The following is a 16,910-nucleotide window of genomic DNA, read 5'->3' as shown; positions in this document are numbered from 1 at the left end:
TTACGCCCCCATTTGTTTGTCCGGCGCGTCTGTTTTGTTACCGTTCTCTTCGTGTTTATGGCCGTTGTAGGTAAGACGCATCTCCGCCATCGTGACGCCGGTTGTATCGCAATGGTCTTTGATCTGGCCTGTCGATTCGATGTCCATTTCGAACCGGGCTTTTGGTGCGTTCCGGAAGGTAATGGTACTTCCGCCGCCGTCGACGACGATACCGCTGCGCGTCAGCGTGACTGACTGCCCCAGATCGTCATAAATGGCGACTTCACCGGGCTTAAGTGACCGGATGCGATAGCGGCGATCAGACACGGCGACCGCTACTGCATGTGAGCGATCAGCGGCAGGAAACAGAATCAGAGCTTCTGCACCTGGCTTCGCGTGTGATGTAAACCCGTACGCCTCCAGATGCTCAATGCCGCCCTTTTGCTCACCTGCGAGTAGCTCAACATCCACGGTCTGGCATTTAGAACCAGGCTTAACGCTGTCGACCACAGCACGGCAAATCAGACTAAGTAGCTGCCGCTGAAATTGTTGAAAGTTACGCATCAGAAAGGGGCCTCCGCGGCTTTTTTCTTTTTCCGCCGTTTAGGATCGGCGGGTTCTGGCAGGTACGCATCAGGCGGGCCGACGCGCAATTCGGTGATCGTGCCGTTGCTGTCTTTGGTGAATGACACCTCCGAAATCAGCAGTTCGCGATTGTTAAACCCGCAGACGGGGTCAAAAACGATCACACGCTGGTTAGGCTGCCAGAGAGAGCCGTCACCCTGGCGCCACCCCCATACGGTGTACGTTGTCTCGTCAGTTCGCGCGGCGCGCTGGCGCGCTTCGAAATCAGCCCGGGCAATGCAACTGGCCCCTGTCGCCTGTCCAGTCTGCTGAACGACCATTGGCCGGTACCGCCCGATCCCGGCATCTTCTGTTTTCGCCCGGAGAGCGGTTGTGGTAGCCGCGCCGAAGTCGTCATCATTACCGGCGCGCTGACCGGAAACCTGATACGTTGAGAAACGGTCTCTGATACTTTTTTCGGTATCACAGGAAATAATGTTCTGGCCGAGAACGAGCGCAGTATGCGCCCGCGTAGCCCCTATCCCGCCAATCACCAGGCGTCCTTTTGGATCGTCATAGGCCAGCGCCTGCTGCTGGCCCAGCACCTTATTCAGTACCTCGATAACCGTTTCGCCGTGATCCGGCTGCACGCCAGGAATAACGTCAGTGGGTGCGCCGGTATTGACGACTTCAATACCAAACGGCTTAGCCAGTGCAGCGGCTACCTGAACCAGCGACTGCCCGTTGAATTGCGTCGGTTCTGCGGCGCAGTCGATCAAATCTGCGGTCAGGCTGCGCCCGCTGATTCCAACGCGGACAGAGCGGGAATCGTAGCGAACCGGAGTCGCCTCTACCCAGCCAGTGATCACCAGATCGCTGCCTATCAAAACCTCTACCCGGTCGCCTCCCTTCACTCTTGGCCGGAGAGTATCGCCGTTCTCACCGGGCCACTGCCGGGTAATTTCAACGCTGAAGTCCCGGGCCAGTCGCTCCACGCCAGCGCCGATCCTGACTGATGTCCAGCCGCCCCACTCCCGGCCATTTACTCGCAGTGTAACGTTGTCGTTCATAGTCAGGCCCAGACGCGAGTAGGTGTTTTTGGGGACACAGCAAATTCATCCAGAGGAGATAAATCAAGATCATCGTTTATAACGCGCAGGTTTACGTGATAGCCGGGCTCGGCTATATATTCCAACGACTCTCCTTCACCGATGTTGGTCGTAATAATACCGACCACATCCAGGCAAATATCGGGATGATATAAAATGCCCTGTTCCTCATCGACCGCAAACCCCGCCTCAATTAATTGTGCGCGCATTTCGTCGGCGTCAGCGAAGCGCAGATATAAATCTTTCATCAGAGGAGTCCTTTAATTTGGATATCGGAAAGTACGCGGTGCCAGATACGAAAATTACGTATGTGATAAACAAGTGAATTCGTTGTGGAGAAAATTAAAGAAGTTGGACTTCCCGTTAACGTTGAAGGAGGCCCGGTTCTTGTGCCAGTTTGCCCCCCAAAATAAGCTGTGAGTTTGTTTGTCGTGTCGATTGTTTGCACAAATATCTGTTTATAGAATGGATACGTTACGTTTATCGTTGGGAGTATTCCGCCACTACTTCTGAGGGAGTTTAAAGATGTCGAAACCGTCCTTAAAGGAACGTCATAGGAGACGCCAACAACATTCAGCACATTAAAGTACCCTGCCCCAATTGGGGAAAATGAATCTACAGAAAACTCTAACGCTAAAGTTCTATTAAATAGATCGCCAACAAGTTTATAACCAACATTACATGATGGTTGAATGCTTAATGCTTCCCCTCCTCTTGTGACTGTAGAAGAAAGTGTAGGTATATAACTGGTTGTATGAACTACTTCGAACTGGGCTCCCCATATGTAAATGCCTTTAACACCATCGCCAGCAAATGTAGTTGTATTCTGATCCATGACCCAGATGTTTGCGTTAACAGTGCCGTTTGCTGCTATTGTTTCAGTTCTCGCTGAAATACGATACCAGCCGTCCCCCAGTGCTGTAATTGTAGGTAAACCGTCCGATGTGACACCCGTAGCCGTTCCCGCAATCAAGTCGAAATCGCAGCTCATATTGTTGGTCACGGCTGACCCAGAGAAGTTAAGTCTGCATTTTGTATACTCACCCGCTTTAACAAAAATACTCCAACCGTGAGCATTGCCAGCTGTCACATTAAATGGCTTACTAATATAGTGAGACGATGCTTCTTCCGCAGTTGGTATTAACTTAACCGCATTCGCACTATTGTCAGGCGCTGTAAATCCAGGCGTGGTGGTTACCCGGGCCTTTGGCCAATACGCGTTGCCAAAGTCACCAGAGTTCAGCGCAAGGTTCGTGGCTGTACCTTCCATCAATAAACCGTCACGTTCAAACCTTGGTTCATTAATTGCAGCCGTTTGTAATACCCCTGATTTATCGATATATGTCGCCGTGGTTGCCCGGGTGAGCGTCAATGACTTTGTTGGTAGCGTGTAACTGGTGCCGGGAATAATGTCCGCTGGCGCAAACCCGGCCAGCAGCCGCAGATCATCATTGAGCGGAGCCCAGACGTCCGGGAATGGTGGTGCGACGTATCCGGTGGCGACGGCTGAGTTCGCAGCATCAACAGCACTCTGCGCGGCTGCCTGCTGCGCGGTAAGGGCTTGCTGAGCAGCTGCAGATGCCTGCGCCGCAGCTTGGGCCGGTTTTACAGTGACGGCATCAATAGCGCGCTTCAACCTTTCGGCAAGGCTTGGTTGATCTGCGCCTATTGGCATTTCGATCACTTTACCTTCCGGCTCAGTCAATACTTTTTCAAATGCCGAAACGGCTGCATTCAGGCGATTAACCGCTGAATCACCTTCAGTAAACTGGGACATGTTGACTCCTAAAATCCTAATGAACAGGCTTTCTCCACTGCGATCGCCCACCGCAACCAGTCGCTGGTCTTAACCGCATAGAGCTGGTCCTGATCAGCAAGTTGGTTAACCCGCCACGCCAGCTGGCGCGTCGACAATTTAAGTGGCTGCAAAGGTACGAATCCGGGGTGCGCAATACCGTTGCGCTGGACAATTTCGGTTGCGCGGCTGGCGTCGTCGTAGATACGCGCCGCCAGAACGATGGCAGGCTCTATTCCCACGGGCAGTACCGTTATGGTTCTGTCTGTTTGCCTCAGGCGTTGCGTCAGGTCGGCATTCAGATCTGCCTTTAGACGGCGCAGTGCAGTGAAGACACGATCGTCAGTCGTCCGCTCCATCTCTTTCACGATTGCCTGGTTCAGGGTGTCGCGAACTACAGTGAGTTCATCCCACGACGGAGCATCAGGAGTGACGGTGTTCGCTGGCGCGTTGATCAGCGCCGGATGAGAGACATTCGCCACTATCGCAGTACTTTGACCGGAGGAGCCGGCAGCTGTCACAGCAGACGGAGCGGGAAGTCTCGTTACGGTGTAAACCGCCTCGCTTAAGGCTGTAGTACGGATCGCACTCGCAACATAGTTTCGCTGCTCTGTTTTGGATCTGGTGCTCTGGCTGTCGGTTTTCCACACTCCCCTGGGTGCCAGGTCTTTTCCAAGGCTGATACCCGAAAGAGCTTTTGCCATCGTGAGCAGATCGGCAGAGTTGCCGTACAGCCGGTTGCCCGTTCGCCACATTTTTTGCAGCGACTCAATAAAACCCTTCCCTGATGACGGAGGAGGCAGCAGCACCGAAATATCACCCTGGAGAAGACGCGATCCAGCAGACACGCCATCGTCGATCATCTTCATGGCGTTTGAGACGTAGCCAACCATGCCGCTGGCCTGTCCAATAACGTCCTGCTGCACAAAATCAGCCATGCCATCCATGCCAAACCCGTCGAACGCATCACTGATGCAGCTGTCCAGCGCGGAGCATGAGGACCCGAGTATCTGGGCAGTTGCCGCACCTGATGTCGGGTAAGCCAGTTCACCGGCCTCAACGAACCGGAGGTCAAAGCGGACCATGCGGCCCTCTTCCTTTCTTGTGCTGACCCTGATCTCACCATCAACACAAACGCTGATCTCACCAAAGGTTGGATGAATCAGCGTGCCGGGACCCGGTTTATTCAGCGCTTCCTTCAGCGCATCGCGCTGTTCGAAACAGTCATCCCCGATCACATAAGCTGTAATGGACGCGCGGAATGTTGCCTTACCGAGGTCCTCTGTATACGGTTTGTCACGATTCGGGTATTCGTGGGTTTCAACCCGGCGCCCGCCGGTGGAGTCTTCATCCTCAACTTTGAACGGGACGCCGCGAAACGAGGCGTTTTGCAATCGGTCTTTCCACGCCATACCATCTCCAGAAACAAAAAACCCGCCGATTGGCGGGTTTATTTAAGATTATTTATTTTCTATCTCTTCCTGAAGTTCAAAGAAACGCTGCCTGAACTTCATTGGATCTTTGATAAAGCGGATTGGAGCGTGAACAGCTCCGGTATCACTGATAATAAGAGATCCATAACCCAGCAAACGCCCAGATATCCCCTGCTTAACCTGCAGGCTCGAAATTTTCCTGATAGGAATTTCTACAGTATCTCTCTTGATTAAGCCGGACTTAGCGATCAACCGCTTGTTAGTTATCGCAGCCTCATTTGAACGCAAGACAAAATAACCTAAAGGAATCAGAACGAACCCTATGAGAGTAGTGAAACCTAAAATTAAGCCCCATACTACCCATGGCAACCAAGCCCACAAAGTAACATGCCCACGGTAAACCACTTCTTCATTGCCGACTAAGTTTGAATCGATATATGACATTTTTTTATCCATCAGATATTGAGGATAAAATCATAACATCGCATTTCAGATTATTTCCAATTGAAAATCTAACCACCCATTCCTGTCCTCCCTATTCTGGTATAACCCACATCATGGTTTACATCTATCCCCGACGCTCGGGTCTCAGTCACCTTCATGCCTGGCGGAGCATTTTCAAACTTAACGGTAACCTCTCCTTGAGGTTGAGCAGCAGCGCCCTGCTTAATCTGGTATGGGTTGTAGCCAGAACTTGCCACCCCTGCGCCATAAGCACCGTAACCACCCGCTCCCCACTGCGCAGCATTCGCAGCATTCGCAGCATTCGCAGCATTCGCAGCATTCGCAGCGGCGACGGTATCACTGGCGCCGTCGGTAAACCACTCAACTATAGGTTTCAGCTTTGCCCACATATCCTGAAACCACTGCACCACTGGCCCCCAGTTATTTATTACTAAGCCCAGTGGAGACCAGTCAAAAGCCAACTTCGCCCAGCGCATCCATTCAGAAAATATGGGCTGAACAAATCCCCATAGTTTTTTGAAATAAGGACCGACTACATCCCAGTTGGAGATAATCAGTCCGGCGGCTAACGCAATCCCGGTAGCGATCATGCCAATGGGGCTCATTGATAAGATTCGACTTACCATGCTAATTGCACCGCCAACTCCCATAAACCCCAACTTCAAAACAGCCAAGCCAGCAGCTAATCCAAAAGCACCGCGAATTACTCTGGGGTTCTCATCAGCAAACTTTGTAAAACGTTCACCCAGGTCCCCTAGCCAGGTTGTTATTTCCTTCGCGTTTCCGGAAAAAGCCCCGCCAATGGCTGCGAGGCCATTAGTGGCTGTACCTGTCATTGCCTCCCAGAGGTTGGTGAGAGTCCCCAGTTGGGCCTGAACTCGATTATTCAGGCTGGCCTGCCGATTCATTTTTTGCTGAATCTGGTCATAGCCATCTTTGCCTTTATCGATCAGGGCATTCACGACCTGAAGGGTTTCTGCATCATCACCAAATAGGGCCTTCAGAACACCGGTACGTTTAACATCGGTCAATTTGCGAAGCTTGCTCAATTGCGCAAACAAATTGTCGAGCCCACCAAAGCTGCCCTTCCCGTTGGTAAAATCGAGATTGATGCCAAGTTTCTGGCTCGCCAGAACTTTGTTAACGCCCTTAACGTTCTTAATATTAAGGCCTGACTGAATAACTTTTCGAAGCGCGTTACCCGCCGACTCGCCCTGCATCCCCATCTGATCCATCATCACGCTGATTGGCGCAAGACCCTGCGCTGCCTTTAGTCCGTCCTGATTAATCATCTTCAGAACGGAGCTAGTTTTGGTGAAAAACGACAACATGTTGGTGTCGTCAACACCAAGGTAAAACGCTTTCTGGATGGTATCGAACAAGCCCATCATGTCATCTGATGCGGTCCCAGTTGCATCCTGCATTTTAGCCGCGAACTCAGCAGCTGCTTCGGGCGTCTTTTTCAACTGCACAGCCAGATAAGCTGTCGCTTTCCCCACCCCGCCGAGAATGTTCTCTGCCGGGATCCCCTGGCGTACCAGCATTTGCATCATGTTCAGGAAGTCTGCGGTTGTCCCGGGCAGCTGATTACCCAAACCCACGGCAAGCTTATTGATTTTCTCAAAGCTACCGCCAACCTCGCCATTGTCCTGCATCATGGCGACTTTCAAACCAGTAGCCGCGTTCTCCTGATCCGCGTAAGCTTTCATCGATAAGGTCAGCCCGGCGGCCAGACCTCCCCCAAGTGCGAGCCCACCTTTTGATGCTTCCTCTGCCTGCCGCCTGAAGCCACGAATATTTTTCTGCATTCGCGACAGCGCAGGTGACAGCTTATCGACACCGGTGATCAGCGCCTTAAGTTCAAACTCAGCCATTGCGCTGCTTCTCCTGCTCTATTCTATTTGCCTGACTGACCAACAGAGGTATCTCACTGATTGGTTTGTCCAGCAATTCAAAAGGGTTAATGCGCCAGTAACTGGCGCAGTCAAAAAAACGATCAGTAAGATATTCAGCCGTCAGGCCTGGAGGAAAAAACCCGCCACCAGCCAGCCGGCGGTATTGAGATCACCCGGAGACATCTGGTCAACCGTGCTTAACGGGACACCGGCCAGCTTGACGATATATTTCGCAATAATATGCGCCTGAAGCTTGATAGATTCGTCCTGGTTCATCTGATACGGATAACCCAGTTCGCGAACGTCTTTGCCGGTTGGCTCTTGAAACTCAAGTACGCTGATGGTTTCACCATGAGCGCTTACTGGCTGATTCAGCACCATCTCTTTCATTACTGGTAACCTCCCTCTTCACCGTGGAACTCGAGGTCAGCGGTGCCTTCCTCTGCGTTGTGGTTTGCCTCGCCATGCAGCCAGGCAGATGACAGCACATAGACCTGACCATTCGCCAGCTCAGCGGTGATCGTCATCTGGTCTGAAGTCGTCACCTTGTTGACCGGAAACTCTTTCGGCACCTTGAAGGTGCCCTTCACGTAAGGCGCGCGGTGAGTCTCCTTACGGTCAACGTCACCGGCCATGCCAATGACATCATCGTTGATCGTGGTGTTCATTGGCACCTCGATACCACCGGTCAGCGACAACTGCTGACCGTCAATCTTGAAATAACACGTACCAGCAATGCGCGGCATTATGCGCTCTCCTCTGCATACTGAAGACGGAACTGGTTAAGCAGCGCGAAGACACGCAGCTGGTTAACGTAATCAGGTGGGTACAGCACGTTGATGCGGGTCGGGTCATTGGCATCGCGCTCAACGATCAGGTGCGCTTTAAACAGGTCGTAGTTTTCGACGATCCCCTCGCGCTCCATCTGTCGGTACGTCGACAGCAATTCACCTTTGATCACCGCCGGGGTGACGATTGCCTGGCCCGGGCCGAAGCGGGTACCGTCGTTCGCCAGCTTATGGCGCCCGTACTTACTGGTAATTACTGTCTTCAGGCGACGCAGGACGTATGCGCTGGTATGCAGCGTTTCACTGTCCAGGTAGCTGTTATCGGCGACGCCGTAAGCGTTTTTCTTATAGGTGGTGATGTCACGCTGAATGCGCAGCACGCCACCTTCGGTGTAAGCCGTCGCGATCCCGTGCGTTAACAGGGATTGCTGCTCGGTCTTGATGAAGCGCTTACCGCTCGGCGGTGGCAACATGCCCACCAGTTCGCCGGTCTGCGTCGGGCGGGCCGGGTCAATTCGCAGGAATACCGCTGCGCGGGCAGTACGGCTGGCCGCCAGCTCATCGGCGCAGGACTGCACCGTTTTTTCATACCCGGCAATCGTCAGGTGCGGGTCATTGAACATGTCCCCCACGGTAATCAGATCGCTCACGACGGCAATTTTTGCGGTGTAGACGTGGCCGTAAATCTGGCGTAACCAGCTCCAGCGCCCGCTGGTATCGTTCATTTCCTGGCTGATGGTGTTAACGGACGCCGTGTCGTTGAACGGATGGCCGATATAATCGAAGGCCTCATCCCCCATAGCCGCGATCGTACCGGTCAGAACTGGCGCGCCTGTTCCTGCGGCCCCGGTGGCGATCGCGATATTCACGCCAGATGGCAGAGATTCGCCACCGCTAAACCCGTAGTAGTTCAGCGTCACCGGGATGTCGTTTGCCCAGGTGCCCTTATGGCGCGCCGTCAGTGTGACAACACCTGCTGCAGCTGCGGCCGTGAATGGCGTTCGCCCGTCAGCAGTAATGGCGTTGGCAATAGACGTGGCAATAGCCGCTACGGCATCACTGGCACTGACGGCCGCCTGAATGCGACGGTTACCGATATAAATCGAAACCACGCCTGCAGCCAGGGCCGATCCTGTTACCGTCAGTGTGACCGTTGCTGCCGTTCCGGTAGGCTCCGGCACTGCGATAACCCAGAGTTCGCCGAAGGGATCGGTTTTCCGGTACGCATCGACCATGCGCGCCAGCTGGCTACCGGCGCCAGCCACACGAACCGCGTAATCGGCTGACGGCATGAAAACCAGCTGGTTGGTTGCAATGCTGGCGCCAGCGTTAGCATGGCCGATCAGCAACGAAGGGGCGCTGGTCTGGGCCGTATTCGCCGCGCTGTTATCCATCTCAGCATAAAACAGCGGAACGCGGAGATCAGACGGGATGGTGTTCATCGATACAGTCATTTAGTGCTCGCCTTATTTTCCGGTTCGCCGCCTTTCACCGGCTGAACAATTTCAATATCCCCGTCGATTTCCCGACGGTACCAGTACTGGCTGTCTTCAACGTTTCGCCCTTCCTCAGGCAAAAGGTCGCCCCAGGCCGGGTCATGGACAGACCGCCCGTTTTTCGGTTTTACAAACATGGTTTTCCTCAGGTGGGAAGGTTGATTTCAATGTGGTGTTCGATCTCACCGTCCGGCCCCTGGCCCGGATCGATAAAATCAACATCAATAGACAGGGTTTTGAACTCATCCAGCGCGTTCAGATCGTCCTGCTGCCGGGTGTCGTCTTCTGTCAGTTCAGTCTCAACAACAAAGTCGAACTGATAACTCAGCTCGTGACGGTTCACATCCAGCAGCGTGCCGCCGTCATAGGTGATCGGGTTGACGGGCATAAAAAAACCGCTTACGCGGCATCTTTCCCGGGTGGTCTGTATTACGGAGCTTTACCCACCAGCGCTTTGATGGCTGCGGTATCTTCCAGAACACAGTCGAAACGGTGGAACGCCAGGAACGCTGTCTGATCGTATTCGGCGTAACGTTCAACCAGGCGCTTGAGGGTCATATAGGAAACGCGGCGAACGATGAAGCGATTAAAATCACCCAGGAAAATAAATTTCTTACTCGCCGCCGCCGCATCAATTGCCTGATCGATCACATACGGAATACCCAGAACGGTCGCCGGGGAACCGCCAACAACATCCGGCAGCCACAGCGGGCGTTTCTGATCATCAACCATCTCTTCAATGACCTGAAGCGTACCGTCATTAAATGCCCAGCGGTATTTAGGTCCGCCGCGATATGCCGGATCAATCGCGTGTTTCAGGCTGTTCATTTCCTGCCAGGTGAAGGCTGCTGCTGCCGCTGCAGAAACGGTCCCGGTGACTGAAGCCGCGAGTCCCTTTGGCTGCAGCGGTGTGCCTGCACCCGTACCCTGGACCAGGTATTTAGCTTCGCCGCGGCCAATGCGCTGTGCAATACGCCCCGCCAGGTATGCTTCAATATCTACGCCGCTGTCCTGCAGCAGTTCGTTAGAGACGCGGATGATTTTGGATGACAGTTTTTTGGCACCCAGGATCGCCGTACCGAACGTCACATCACCTTCACTGGCCGCAGTGTTTTCAGCGAGCAGCTCACCTTCTTCAGCGGTCCCGTCAGAAGTGGACCAGGTAATATCCTGACCGTTCGATGTGTTGAGAATCTGTGCAACACTCGCGATCCCGCCGTAAGCCTTCATCGCATCGATGATGGTATTACGCATCTGGGTAGGTACGGTATAGCCGCCTTTGTCATCAGGAGACGTACCCTGGGCGCGCAGCTCTTTAACGGCCTGACGCTCTTCGGCGGTGAGCTCACCAAAGCCATGGCGGAGAAGGCGATCAAATGCCGCGGCGCGGCGCTCATCTGCCTGCTTTTCCGGGTTGCTCTGGCGCTGACGCTGCTCCGGCTCCTGCTCGTCAACGTAGCTCTGATCGTGACGGCGCAACTCTTCTTCGCGGCCGATTTGTTCGTCGAGCGCATCCAGCTCGTGTTTTGCTTTATTCCACTGAGTGCGCTGCTCTTCAGTCCAGGTGGTGTTTTCAGGGATACCCTCGTGCAGAGCACGCATCTCGCGGGCAATGGTGTTACGTTTATGCTTCAGTTCATGCAATTTCATGGTTTTTCCTTACGCGTTAAGAAGAGTCAGCATGCGCTCGCGCGCCGTTCGTTGATTAATGGCTTGCGCCAGCGCGCCGCTGTCGCGCGCCTCCTGCCAGGCTTTCATGGAGCGAACTCCGGAATCGGCATCCTGATAAGCCGGATAGGTCACCGGGCTGACATCAAAAAGCCGTGAAAAGCGGTTAATCTCGCGAATGACGATGCCCTCATCGTCCTGGTACCAGTGTTCGCCATCGTGGGCGATCCTGAATGCGAAAGACGACTGGGTGATATCGCCGCGCATCATCGGTGCCAGCACCAGATCACGAATGGTCTGGGTGTCAGGGGCATCGATGTCGTAGCGAAGCCCTTTATCATCGACGCTGACGCTCAACGTACCGGAAGCGCTGCGCCCGAGAATAAAGTTCGGATCATGGTTAAACAGACCGCGGATATCGTCACCCAGCACGTCATCGAAAGCGCCGGGCTTAATAATCTCGCGGAATCCCCAGAGGGGTTCGGAGCGGCTGTTAAACACCGATCCGTAACCGATAATGCGCGTGGGCTGTTCCCCCAGCTGTTCGGCACGGACCTCACCGCTGTAACAGCGAGTCTCGCGATCACTCATCGGTTTTTTCCTTTTCGGTTTTGGTGGTTTTGAAATCATCTGCCGGGTTGGCGGCGTTGACGCTGACGAGCATTTCGTCCAGGCCATCGACCGGGTTCATATCCTCGAAAGCACGGGCTTCGTTGCGGCTCATCCAGCCGTCGGTGATCGCGAAGTGATAGAACTGCGCGCGTTCCTGCGGGGTGCCGCGTAACAGGCCAGTCAGGTTAAACCTGACGTAATACCCGGCGGCCAGTTCGGCGCGGGTAAACAGGCGTCGGTTAAGCTCCTGCTCCCAGTTCGTCACCCAGGGCATCATCGAATAGCGGACAAATTGAATGGCCTGCTGCGTAATGTTGCTGAAGGTGGCTTTTTCCAGGTCATTAATCATGTGCGCCGGCACGTTAAAGATCCCCGCAATCATCGAGCGGTTGAGCTTTGACATGTCGATGATCTGTGCGTCAATCGGCGACACGGTCAGCGCCTTGTAATCCAGATCTGCAGGCAGCAGCATGGTTTTGTTTTCCTGACTGCGTAACGCCTGCGATGCCTTCTGCCACTGTTCTTTAAGCCAGCCCCAGCTATCTTTGTTGAGCGCGCTTTTAACGGATACGATCCCGGCCGGGCGAGCATTTCCGCTGAAGAAGCTTTCCGTATACTTCTGCCCGCTCATGCCCATGCCGATTGTTTCGGCGTGCTGCATCACCGGACTGAGGCCCATTTTCTGGTTATTCCCCAGCGCCCGGATGTGGATCATGTCGTCGGGGCTGATGGCGAAAGCCCCCTCTTCGTTGTAGAGCCCGTAGGTATAGCGCCCGCCGGTATTAATCAGGGTTGTTTCCCACGGCATGCAGCAATCCATGGAGGTCACTTCACCGCGGCGGCTGCGCTTAACCCAAGTGTATCCGTTTCCCCAGCCGAGGATGTGACGTTGCTTCAGTTCGCGCCACTTATAGCTGGTCTGCCAGGTGTTCGGCTCATCGTGAACCAGATAAAACGCCGGGTGATCCCGCGCGGGCTCAACCTTGCCGTTGTGCTTTCGCATGACATGTAGCGGCATCTGGGCGAGGTTTGATGACAGGACGTATATGCAGGCATACACCGCCGCCAGCTTCATTGCCGTTTCAGGGCTTACGTATACATCCGCCCCGAATAGCCCCTCCATATCAACTGCATCACCCGTTATTGGCGTTCCGGGATTTTCGAGCGACTCACTTCTGAACAGAGAATCAAGCAGCACGCTTCCCCCTTCTGGCCATAACCAGTCCCGCCACCAGCAGGAGTCCGCCGGAGAACATCAGTGCCGGAGCCAACCCGAACTGCAGGTAAAATCCGGACGTGAGCAGGCCGTAACCGGCCAGCCCGATTACATCGGTGATAAGTGATTTCATAGAATTAAGAACTCTTCGTCTGGATCGAGAGATGAAAGGAAATCACCAGGCTCTTTGAGCATTGCCCGCCCGATAGCCATAATCAGCGCAACCGCGCCGTCGATTTTGTTTTCGTTCTGCTCTTTGATGGGTTTAACCACATCGTCATTGCCAGGCAGATACTTGCCGACGACGTTACTGATACACCAGCTCATGATCGGGTTACCGTCGTGATGAAAGCGGCCCGACTCAATGGCGGCTTCCAGCTCTTTCATCGGGTCAGACATATTGGTGTAGTTCTGGATGATGGTGACAGGGTTTAGCCCTTCATCGGCCAGATCGTGTGAAAGGCCGGTAGCGCCAAACGGGTCAATCGGTGACTCACTGACCGGGTTCAGCTTATTCGCCGCCTTCGCCTCTTCAAGGATGTAGCGGTAATCTCCCCGCCGTGCTGGATAGCGCGGATGATTGTCCAGAGGTTGTTGCTGGCCATCTTCACGCCCTCCTGGCCTGGCGCAGGCACTTTTCACGGCACTGTGCGAAGCGGGCCACCTCGAGCGAACTGCAGGCGATCGCCATCATGTCGGTATAAACCGTTGCAGCCCGGCGCCAGAGCCCTTTGCTCTCCAGCTCTTTGGCCTTCGTTTCAGCGGCAAGAATTTTCACCGGATCGCTTTTTTGCTCCATGCACGGCAGCACTTCATCAGGAATATCGGCGCGAGGATCCGCGGTGTAGCTGTACTGCGTACCGTTGTGGTTGCGGATAATGACGCCCTCTTCCGTCAGCGCGCGAAGATGTTTGCAGGCAGTGGTGCTGGCCATATCCAGCGCTTCAGCAACATCCTTGATGTCGCAGTTCGGCTGGTAGCGAACAAAGATCGCCACCTGGTCTTTCAGGGTTAGTGGTTTGGTCATTGGTCATCACTCGATTTAGTTGGTTAAACCTGCCGCTTTGCGGCGTTTGTACTCATCCATCAGCAGCTGCGCCGGAGTTGGCCCTGCCGGGTGCTGCGGTGCTGCCAGCTGGCGGCGAATCGGCGGTACCGAAAGGCCGTTACTGACGTGCTTGCTCCACTTGGTTAACAACTTCTCTGCCAGTTTCTTCAGTTCCCCCTCTGTCATCTGGCGCTCCACACCCGTTCTGCGCATCTCAACGCAGATGTGATACAGGACTGGTTGCGACCACGGATATTTATCGCTGCCTGAGTATCGATACGATTCGTTGCGCCAGCGACGGTACTCCGACATGACACATTCGGACGTCAGGCCGAAGTGGTTAGCGCCGCTCTCTGAAACGAGCGATACAAACTCAGCAAGATCCGGCGGCCATGTGTTTCCAACCGCGCAGCGCTCCATGCACTGCTGGCAAACAAGTTTGATCTGCGCCTCAGTCATCGAACCGATCTGAGCAATCCAGAGCGCCGACGGCTCGGCCCCATTCTTCTGCGTCCAACGGTTCGAGAATATTTCCCCCATGACCTGCCACAGGCGCCACGCCGTTTCCGTTGCCATCAAGTCCATTGCGACGTCTCCACTCTGCATGGGCTGACTGAATCTGCTGAACAGCCCTAGCTGCTGTAGGCTCTCCCCGAACTCCTGCATTGTCCTTACCTCCGGTTGGCGTTCTCAGATTCGATTCGTAGTTCGCCAAACGTGGTTGGTTCCAACCAATCTGTTGTGCAAGCGCCAGCTGGGAAATGTTTGCTTTTTTGCGATAGTGAGAAATTAGGTTCATCAGACTCTCCTGTAAGATGTGAACATTATTCACATATCGTGAATTGCATGTCAACATAATCGTGAATCGATAAAGATTCACTATGCGTGATAAAATCGAATCATGAAGACAATTGCAGAACAGATCGGCGAGCGTATTAGAACGCTGCGCATTCAAAAGGGATTGAGCCAGGCCCAAGCTGCAAAGTTATGCGGTTGGTCAGCTGCGTCTCGTCTCGCCAATTACGAATCCGGGTTGAGAAACGTTGGCGCTGACGATGCAATGGTTTTAGCCAGAATATTAGGCACTTCTCCTGGCGAACTGCTATTCGGTGAGCGCGGTGATGAAGATAAATGGCTTTCAGAAAAACAAAGAATAATGCTCAATTTGTTTAAACAATTACCTGAAACTGAGCAAGATAAAATGATTGATATCTTCCAGGTCAGGTTAAAAGAAATTGATGAATACGTTGAGAAGTACCTTCGCGGACGATTCAAGCCGATGGATGACCAGTCTGATACAAATAGCTAACTAACTCATACCATCCATAACCAGCCATCCGGCTGGTTTTTTTTCGTCCTTACACCCAAATCCTCACGTTATGTGAAAAATAAAATTCACTTTTTGTATTGACGAGATATTCACGCCATGTGAAACTTCGAGCACACCAAGCAGCAAGTAAGTCATCCAGGCAGGACGCCCACGTAGTAGCTGCCGGCGGCATATGAAACACCGGATGAGATGACAAAAACTATCGCGCAGCAGGCTTTACCGTTCCGTCGGCCAGACGTAAAGGGCAACAAGGAGATAACCATGATCGACTACGCACGTAACCCCGTTAAACAGCAGGCTATTCGCCTTAACATCGTTGAAGTCCTGATCCGCAAGTTCTGCTACTTCATGGCGCAGAAAGGTAATCCAGAGCTCAACGCATGAACTCGCTTTTCGCCTTAATCGTTACCGTCTGCGCCCTCACCGGGGAATGCTCAGACATCATGCTCGGGGTTTATAAGACCGAGACGGTTTGTGAAGCAGCTGCTGCAGAGCAGCACGTAAAAGGACAGTGTTACCCGTACAAATCGGCTGACGACCAACAGCCAGCGTTACATTTTTAATCGAGTTTCGACCAATGGCTGTTGCCAGCCTGATGCCAGGTGCACATGGCATCGTGATGGTAATCCCGCCATCAATACCAAACAGGAGACGAAGACCTGTTCTGGTTAAATTGGAAAAGTTCTCTTTGCCCGTCGCCCGTGGCGGGCCTTTTTTCCGGAGGATTTATGTCAGCGAACGAACTGGCATTGCGATTCAGCACCGCACCAGCCGAGAAGTTAATTGGCGTTCTGCCTGTTCTTGAAGTTAAAGAAGCGCTACGCGGTGAAGTTGAAGAAGACGTTATGGATGAGGTGTGGCAGGAGCACCAGTTTGAAATGGAGGCTATCGAGGAGCAAACCGAGGAAGCGAACCGCCTGGCGAGAAAGTTTGAGTTGGCAGCGGAGGAGCTTGGAACGGCGATCAAGCTGGCGCTGACCCTCCCATATGGTGAGGCGATCCAAGTGCTGCAGGATGCCATTGAAGATAACCCTGGCTACGGCCGGGATCCGGTGAAGGGATAGATCATGGAGTTTGGAATGAAACGAGTGATGGCATCCGTCCAGGCCGTTGCTGTTCTGGAAAGAATCTACTGCGGCAAGCCAGTGCCCCTCGCCACCCTGAGCAAAGAATCGAAGCTCTCGGTTTCCTACCTGGAGCAAATTTTTAAGCGGCTGCGCAGCGGCAAACTGGTTACCTCACACAGAGGGCCGGGCGGCGGATATAGTCTGCGCGAAGGTGATATCTCAGTTTTAGCAGTTATCCGCGCAGTGAGCAAGATCCCATCGAATACCACGTTCGACCCGGTTCTTGTTGCACTTGACGGAGTGCTTATCTCTCAGCTGGCGAACAAGCCCAGCGCCCAATAAGCACAAAACCCGCGCAAGGCGGGTTAAGTACCCGGTCAGCCGACCAAAGCTTTCCGGAATCGAGTTTTGACCAATGACCACTACCTAAGCAGCGCTCATTAGC

22 protein-coding genes and 3 pseudogenes are annotated in these 16,910 nt (G+C 53.6%); 5 read left to right on the top strand and 20 right to left on the bottom strand.

The genetic code is table 11. The features are described from left to right. From GNG27_RS09470 to GNG27_RS23865, 20 genes and pseudogenes are all read right to left on the bottom strand, one after another. Nucleotides 1-543: a phage baseplate assembly protein V gene (locus GNG27_RS09470; protein WP_156263508.1), complete on the bottom strand. Its 543-nt coding sequence runs from the start codon at nucleotides 541-543 to the stop codon at nucleotides 1-3. Then, complete coding sequence (locus tag GNG27_RS09465) at nucleotides 543-1,613, bottom strand: phage baseplate assembly protein (protein WP_156263507.1); 1,071 nt, start codon at nucleotides 1,611-1,613, stop codon at nucleotides 543-545. The genes GNG27_RS09470 and GNG27_RS09465 overlap by 1 nt, the downstream gene beginning before the upstream one ends. Before the next feature lie 2 nt (nucleotides 1,614-1,615). Next, nucleotides 1,616-1,900, bottom strand: a complete 285-nt coding sequence (locus GNG27_RS09460) for a hypothetical protein (protein ID WP_156263506.1) — start codon at nucleotides 1,898-1,900, stop codon at nucleotides 1,616-1,618. Then, nucleotides 1,900-3,429: a hypothetical protein gene (locus GNG27_RS09455; RefSeq protein ID WP_156263505.1), complete on the bottom strand. Its 1,530-nt coding sequence runs from the start codon at nucleotides 3,427-3,429 to the stop codon at nucleotides 1,900-1,902. The genes GNG27_RS09460 and GNG27_RS09455 overlap by 1 nt, the downstream gene beginning before the upstream one ends. 134 nt (nucleotides 3,430-3,563) lie before the next feature. Then, nucleotides 3,564-4,859: pseudogene (locus GNG27_RS09450) on the bottom strand (DNA circularization protein); the annotation flags it as partial. A gap of 48 nt (nucleotides 4,860-4,907) precedes the next feature. Beyond that, nucleotides 4,908-5,324: a PH domain-containing protein gene (locus GNG27_RS09445; protein ID WP_197090576.1), complete on the bottom strand. Its 417-nt coding sequence runs from the start codon at nucleotides 5,322-5,324 to the stop codon at nucleotides 4,908-4,910. A gap of 68 nt (nucleotides 5,325-5,392) precedes the next feature. After that, nucleotides 5,393-7,219 carry a phage tail tape measure protein gene (locus tag GNG27_RS09440; RefSeq protein WP_156263502.1) on the bottom strand — a complete coding sequence of 609 codons (1,827 nt, stop codon included), beginning with the start codon at nucleotides 7,217-7,219 and terminating at the stop codon, nucleotides 5,393-5,395. Between the two features lie 141 nt (nucleotides 7,220-7,360). After that, nucleotides 7,361-7,630, bottom strand: a complete 270-nt coding sequence (locus GNG27_RS09435) for a phage tail assembly protein (protein WP_156263501.1) — start codon at nucleotides 7,628-7,630, stop codon at nucleotides 7,361-7,363. Next, on the bottom strand, nucleotides 7,630-7,986 hold the full coding sequence (locus GNG27_RS09430; protein WP_156263500.1) for a phage tail tube protein: 357 nt from the start codon (nucleotides 7,984-7,986) through the stop codon (nucleotides 7,630-7,632). Before GNG27_RS09430 ends, GNG27_RS09435 begins: the two co-directional genes overlap by 1 nt. Continuing rightward, nucleotides 7,986-9,482: a phage tail sheath subtilisin-like domain-containing protein gene (locus GNG27_RS09425; protein WP_156263499.1), complete on the bottom strand. Its 1,497-nt coding sequence runs from the start codon at nucleotides 9,480-9,482 to the stop codon at nucleotides 7,986-7,988. The genes GNG27_RS09430 and GNG27_RS09425 overlap by 1 nt, the downstream gene beginning before the upstream one ends. Beyond that, nucleotides 9,479-9,661, bottom strand: coding sequence for a DUF2635 domain-containing protein (locus GNG27_RS09420; protein ID WP_156263498.1), 183 nt, complete (start codon nucleotides 9,659-9,661; stop codon nucleotides 9,479-9,481). Before GNG27_RS09420 ends, GNG27_RS09425 begins: the two co-directional genes overlap by 4 nt. Nucleotides 9,662-9,669: 8 nt before the next feature. Then, a pseudogene (locus tag GNG27_RS09415) lies at nucleotides 9,670-9,903 on the bottom strand (hypothetical protein); the annotation flags it as partial. 50 nt (nucleotides 9,904-9,953) lie between these two features. Then, on the bottom strand, nucleotides 9,954-11,174 hold the full coding sequence (locus GNG27_RS09410; protein WP_156263496.1) for a phage major capsid protein: 1,221 nt from the start codon (nucleotides 11,172-11,174) through the stop codon (nucleotides 9,954-9,956). Between the two features lie 9 nt (nucleotides 11,175-11,183). After that, nucleotides 11,184-11,783: an HK97 family phage prohead protease gene (locus GNG27_RS09405; protein ID WP_156263495.1), complete on the bottom strand. Its 600-nt coding sequence runs from the start codon at nucleotides 11,781-11,783 to the stop codon at nucleotides 11,184-11,186. After that, nucleotides 11,776-13,002: a phage portal protein gene (locus GNG27_RS09400; RefSeq protein WP_156263494.1), complete on the bottom strand. Its 1,227-nt coding sequence runs from the start codon at nucleotides 13,000-13,002 to the stop codon at nucleotides 11,776-11,778. The genes GNG27_RS09405 and GNG27_RS09400 overlap by 8 nt, the downstream gene beginning before the upstream one ends. After that, nucleotides 12,992-13,153, bottom strand: a complete 162-nt coding sequence (locus GNG27_RS23480) for a hypothetical protein (protein ID WP_032675082.1) — start codon at nucleotides 13,151-13,153, stop codon at nucleotides 12,992-12,994. Before GNG27_RS23480 ends, GNG27_RS09400 begins: the two co-directional genes overlap by 11 nt. Next, a pseudogene (locus GNG27_RS09395) lies at nucleotides 13,150-13,572 on the bottom strand (terminase TerL endonuclease subunit); the annotation flags it as partial. The gene GNG27_RS23480 and the pseudogene GNG27_RS09395, both read right to left, overlap by 4 nt. A 55-nt stretch (nucleotides 13,573-13,627) precedes the next feature. Continuing rightward, the gene (locus tag GNG27_RS09390; protein ID WP_156263493.1) at nucleotides 13,628-14,047 is read right to left on the bottom strand and encodes a PerC family transcriptional regulator; all 420 of its coding nucleotides are present in this window, start codon (nucleotides 14,045-14,047) and stop codon (nucleotides 13,628-13,630) included. 15 nt (nucleotides 14,048-14,062) lie between these two features. Next, nucleotides 14,063-14,608 carry a replication protein P gene (locus GNG27_RS09385; protein WP_370462895.1) on the bottom strand — a complete coding sequence of 182 codons (546 nt, stop codon included), beginning with the start codon at nucleotides 14,606-14,608 and terminating at the stop codon, nucleotides 14,063-14,065. Further along, complete coding sequence (locus tag GNG27_RS23865; RefSeq protein ID WP_370462889.1) at nucleotides 14,520-14,867, bottom strand: helix-turn-helix domain-containing protein; 348 nt, start codon at nucleotides 14,865-14,867, stop codon at nucleotides 14,520-14,522. The genes GNG27_RS09385 and GNG27_RS23865 overlap by 89 nt, the downstream gene beginning before the upstream one ends. Before the next feature lie 102 nt (nucleotides 14,868-14,969). Here GNG27_RS23865 and GNG27_RS09375 point away from each other — a divergent pair, with 102 nt between their 5' ends. From GNG27_RS09375 to GNG27_RS09360, 5 genes are all read left to right on the top strand, one after another. Further along, a complete protein-coding gene (locus tag GNG27_RS09375; RefSeq protein ID WP_156263490.1) occupies nucleotides 14,970-15,377 on the top strand; it encodes a helix-turn-helix domain-containing protein in 408 nt (135 codons plus the stop codon). Nucleotides 15,378-15,659: 282 nt separating this feature from the next. Further along, nucleotides 15,660-15,782: a hypothetical protein gene (locus GNG27_RS23810; RefSeq protein WP_255474660.1), complete on the top strand. Its 123-nt coding sequence runs from the start codon at nucleotides 15,660-15,662 to the stop codon at nucleotides 15,780-15,782. Beyond that, nucleotides 15,779-15,961 carry a DUF1482 family protein gene (locus GNG27_RS09370; protein ID WP_156263489.1) on the top strand — a complete coding sequence of 61 codons (183 nt, stop codon included), beginning with the start codon at nucleotides 15,779-15,781 and terminating at the stop codon, nucleotides 15,959-15,961. Before GNG27_RS23810 ends, GNG27_RS09370 begins: the two co-directional genes overlap by 4 nt. Before the next feature lie 165 nt (nucleotides 15,962-16,126). Further along, the gene (locus tag GNG27_RS09365) at nucleotides 16,127-16,462 is read left to right on the top strand and encodes a hypothetical protein (RefSeq protein ID WP_156263488.1); all 336 of its coding nucleotides are present in this window, start codon (nucleotides 16,127-16,129) and stop codon (nucleotides 16,460-16,462) included. Between the two features lie 3 nt (nucleotides 16,463-16,465). Then, a complete protein-coding gene (locus tag GNG27_RS09360; protein WP_197090575.1) occupies nucleotides 16,466-16,807 on the top strand; it encodes an Rrf2 family transcriptional regulator in 342 nt (113 codons plus the stop codon). Nucleotides 16,808-16,910: the final 103 nt, after the last annotated feature.

This window comes from Leclercia sp. 119287, from assembly GCF_009734485.1.
GTDB lineage: Bacteria > Pseudomonadota > Gammaproteobacteria > Enterobacterales > Enterobacteriaceae > Enterobacter > Enterobacter adecarboxylatus_C.
This window is presented reverse-complemented; position numbering and strand designations above follow the sequence as displayed.

Bases quoted from the DNA above. Each gene is read 5' to 3' on its own strand.
- GNG27_RS09470 (WP_156263508.1), bottom strand. From the start codon at position 543: ATGCGTAACTTTCAACAATTTCAGCGGCAGCTACTTAGTCTGATTTGC.
- GNG27_RS09465 (WP_156263507.1), bottom strand. From the start codon at position 1,613: ATGAACGACAACGTTACACTGCGAGTAAATGGCCGGGAGTGGGGCGGC.
- GNG27_RS09460 (WP_156263506.1), bottom strand. From the start codon at position 1,900: ATGAAAGATTTATATCTGCGCTTCGCTGACGCCGACGAAATGCGCGCA.
- GNG27_RS09455 (WP_156263505.1), bottom strand. From the start codon at position 3,429: ATGTCCCAGTTTACTGAAGGTGATTCAGCGGTTAATCGCCTGAATGCA.
- GNG27_RS09445 (WP_197090576.1), bottom strand. From the start codon at position 5,324: ATGTCATATATCGATTCAAACTTAGTCGGCAATGAAGAAGTGGTTTAC.
- GNG27_RS09440 (WP_156263502.1), bottom strand. From the start codon at position 7,219: ATGGCTGAGTTTGAACTTAAGGCGCTGATCACCGGTGTCGATAAGCTG.
- GNG27_RS09435 (WP_156263501.1), bottom strand. From the start codon at position 7,630: ATGAAAGAGATGGTGCTGAATCAGCCAGTAAGCGCTCATGGTGAAACC.
- GNG27_RS09430 (WP_156263500.1), bottom strand. From the start codon at position 7,986: ATGCCGCGCATTGCTGGTACGTGTTATTTCAAGATTGACGGTCAGCAG.
- GNG27_RS09425 (WP_156263499.1), bottom strand. From the start codon at position 9,482: ATGACTGTATCGATGAACACCATCCCGTCTGATCTCCGCGTTCCGCTG.
- GNG27_RS09420 (WP_156263498.1), bottom strand. From the start codon at position 9,661: ATGTTTGTAAAACCGAAAAACGGGCGGTCTGTCCATGACCCGGCCTGG.
- GNG27_RS09410 (WP_156263496.1), bottom strand. From the start codon at position 11,174: ATGAAATTGCATGAACTGAAGCATAAACGTAACACCATTGCCCGCGAG.
- GNG27_RS09405 (WP_156263495.1), bottom strand. From the start codon at position 11,783: ATGAGTGATCGCGAGACTCGCTGTTACAGCGGTGAGGTCCGTGCCGAA.
- GNG27_RS23480 (WP_032675082.1), bottom strand. From the start codon at position 13,153: ATGAAATCACTTATCACCGATGTAATCGGGCTGGCCGGTTACGGCCTG.
- GNG27_RS09390 (WP_156263493.1), bottom strand. From the start codon at position 14,047: ATGACCAAACCACTAACCCTGAAAGACCAGGTGGCGATCTTTGTTCGC.
- GNG27_RS09385 (WP_370462895.1), bottom strand. From the start codon at position 14,608: ATGGGGGAAATATTCTCGAACCGTTGGACGCAGAAGAATGGGGCCGAG.
- GNG27_RS23865 (WP_370462889.1), bottom strand. From the start codon at position 14,867: ATGAACCTAATTTCTCACTATCGCAAAAAAGCAAACATTTCCCAGCTG.
- GNG27_RS09375 (WP_156263490.1), top strand. From the start codon at position 14,970: ATGAAGACAATTGCAGAACAGATCGGCGAGCGTATTAGAACGCTGCGC.
- GNG27_RS23810 (WP_255474660.1), top strand. From the start codon at position 15,660: ATGATCGACTACGCACGTAACCCCGTTAAACAGCAGGCTATTCGCCTT.
- GNG27_RS09370 (WP_156263489.1), top strand. From the start codon at position 15,779: ATGAACTCGCTTTTCGCCTTAATCGTTACCGTCTGCGCCCTCACCGGG.
- GNG27_RS09365 (WP_156263488.1), top strand. From the start codon at position 16,127: ATGTCAGCGAACGAACTGGCATTGCGATTCAGCACCGCACCAGCCGAG.
- GNG27_RS09360 (WP_197090575.1), top strand. From the start codon at position 16,466: ATGGAGTTTGGAATGAAACGAGTGATGGCATCCGTCCAGGCCGTTGCT.